The organism is Mesorhizobium sp. LMG 17147, assembly GCF_024297145.1.
Lineage (GTDB): Bacteria > Pseudomonadota > Alphaproteobacteria > Rhizobiales > Rhizobiaceae > Mesorhizobium.
Window position 1 is genome coordinate 1 of the sequence record NZ_JANCTC010000047.1, and the last position, 2773, is coordinate 2773.

General features: G+C 61.6%; 1 protein-coding gene and 1 pseudogene. Both read right to left on the reverse strand.

Annotated elements, in window-relative coordinates; all coding sequences use genetic code 11:
• Nucleotides 1–138, reverse strand: a pseudogene (gene nadE / locus NMG46_RS29455) (NAD(+) synthase); the annotation flags it as partial.
• On the reverse strand, nt 135–2773 hold a 2639-nt coding region (locus tag NMG46_RS29460; protein ID WP_368389334.1), incomplete at its 5' end, for an AMP-binding protein. The pseudogene nadE and the gene NMG46_RS29460, both read right to left, overlap by 4 nt.

The window sequence follows — 2773 nt, forward strand, 5'->3', positions numbered from 1 at the left end:
GATGCCGCCTGAGAGGCCGACAACCACCCCTCGACGTCGCAGCGTGCCAAAGACTTGCTGGCGCAAGATCTGGACGATGCGATCGACTTCCGCGCCAGCGTCGAGCACCAGGGCGTCCTTGCCGAATGTTGAGATCAGGTCGATGGCTTGTACTCCAGTTTGCGAGACTCGGTTGGCGAATAGGTTTGCGCCACCGCTTTCTCGATAAGGGGACGGTTGGTGGCGAGGTGAGGCTCTATGACCAGGTCGATATGGGTGCCGACGATCGGAATCACGTCCAGATGGGCGAAAACGCGATCCCAGCCGATGGCCAGAGTCATTCCCGGTCGAGCACAGCGAAACAGGGTGCCGGTGATCGGCAGCGCCGGCTTCGGCTCTGTCAGCCATTGGAAGAAGGCCCGTGCCCGCAAAACCTCCTGCAGTTCCAGTTTGGTTCTAAAGCTCGTCGCATTGAATTGTCCCTGAGCGTAGCGATCGAGAAACCGGACCAGTTGCGCCTCTCGCCGCATTTTCACGGCGACTTTCGCGAGGGCGCGGCAAGCCATCCGGGAAGCGGATACGCGGTTGGTCCGGATTCGATTGAATGTGCGCGTAAACGTCTCCAAGTAGGCGCTTCGCTCGCCGACGAGGCTGGTGTCGAGTATGCCGAGGAACTTTACAGTTCGCCCCGCGGCCAGCAGCCGCGCCGCAACTTCGAAAGCAACAGCCCCGCCGAGCGAATGGCCAAGAAGTCGTATGTTACCCGAAGGTTGAGTGCGGCGGATCTGCTCGACGGCGGCATCGGCCATGTCGGCGAGGCTGTTTTGCCCGCGCAGTATCAGAGCCAGGGCGGGATACCTGATCGGGGCAACGCGGGTGACCTTGCCCATCGCTGCTGCAAAGGCAGCAAGGCTCGGGCCATAGCCGACCGACCCCGGGAACAGAAAAAGAATGGGAGGATCGTGCTTCTCGGTGCGCGCGCTTTGGTCGCCTGCCTGTGCAGACACGACCGCCTTGACCATTTCGTCCAGGCTCATCCCGACGGTGAAGGCCTCAAGACCGAGTTCCTGCCCGATAGCGCTTTCGATTTCCATGACGCAGTGCAGCAGCTTCAGTGAATCTCCTCCGGCGTCGTCCCAGCGCCCTGCCGCCACCCGAGTATTAAGAATGCTGGTCCATGCCCGCTGGACGACCTGCTGCGCCGTCAGCTTGCCTCGCGGCTCGAGCGGACGCTCGATCGCTGCCGTCTCTCTGGCTGAAAGATCCATGTCTGCAAGTGTCGTGATGTCGACTTTGCCGCTCGGCAGACGCGGCATCTCGGCGATCGTGTGCAACCGCAGGGGACGCAGCGGCGGCGGCAGATTGGACCTGACAAGCTGGCGAAGCTCGTCTGAAAAGGCCGCTTCGGCCGAGCGCCGAGGAACAACAAAGGCGACAAGCTCATTCGCCGCAGCCACGATTGCCACAGCATCCGCAACAGAGGGTGCGCAACGCAGCACCCGTTCGAGCTCGGCTGGCTCGACGCGTCGACCATTGATCTTTACCTGGCGCCCCTTGCGACCGACGATGTGCAGTAGGCCTTGGTCATCAAGTCGAACGAGGTCACCCGTCGCAAAAATCCGAAGGCTTGGATCGTCCGGGTCTGATGTTGCCTGCACAACCGCCCCGTCCTCCCAATGGCCAAGCAAGACATAGGGGCTCCTGATCAGAAGCTCTCCGCGGTGGCCGGGTTGAACGCGGCGGCCCGCTTTGTCGACAATTGCAAAGGTGATGCCAGGCAGTAGCCAGCCAACTGGAACCGAATCTCCATGCTCCGGCCAGTCTCGCGGCAGGAACCATTGCGAGCCGGTGGTCTCGGTTGACGAGTAACCGATCTGGATGAGGCACGTATCGGAGACGGTCTTGCGCAGCAGGGCGATGTCGCTCCACGGCACCTTCTCGCCACCGATCCGGGCGACTCTGAGTGAATGAAACGCTTCCGCAGGTCCGTCTGCCATAAGCGCGCGAAGCAGTGCCGGCACCAGATAGGTGATTGTCACGCCCGCGGATCGCACCAGACGTTGCACGGCGCGCAAGCCGACCGCTTCGACTTCGACCAGATGCAAGGTGGCGCCGGTGAGAAGAGCCGCAAGAATTTCCCGGCACCCGGCGATTGTGGCGGGTCCGGTCAATGGTAGGAAAACATCATCCGAGTTGATGTGGCATGCATCGACATATTGCTGGACCCGGCACAGCAAGCTGCGCTGGCTGTTAACGATGCCTTTGGGCCGGCCCGTGCTTCCTGACGTATAAAGCACGATGGCGGGCGCATCGACCGAGGCGGAATAAGACTGAGGCACTTGCCCACCCTGCGAGGCCGCACTGGTCGACACATCGATCCAACTGACCCGGCGAGGCAAACCGTCGGGTCGGACATTGCCCTCGCCCAGAATAGCTGAGAGTCGCGCCCCGGCCACGATTTCAAGAATCCGCGAGCCAGGATCTCGTGCGTTCAGCGGCACCGAAGGGCGCCCAGCCGCCATGCTTGCCAGCATGGCGATGGGATACCAGGCTGAGTTTGCCTGAAGAATCCCTATCGCCTGTCCATCTGGGACGGCCGCCGCGATCTGGTAGGACAGCGTCTCGACTGACCGGAGAAGCTGGGAATAGGTCAGACGATTGGCGCCGTCGCTGATTGCAAGCTTGTCGGGGTACTGGCGGACGATATTTCTCAGGTGCTCGAAGGCCGCAATGTTGGCAAAATCGGCGCCCAATCTTTGAAATGGGCGCAGTACGGGACCACCCTGATCCAGTG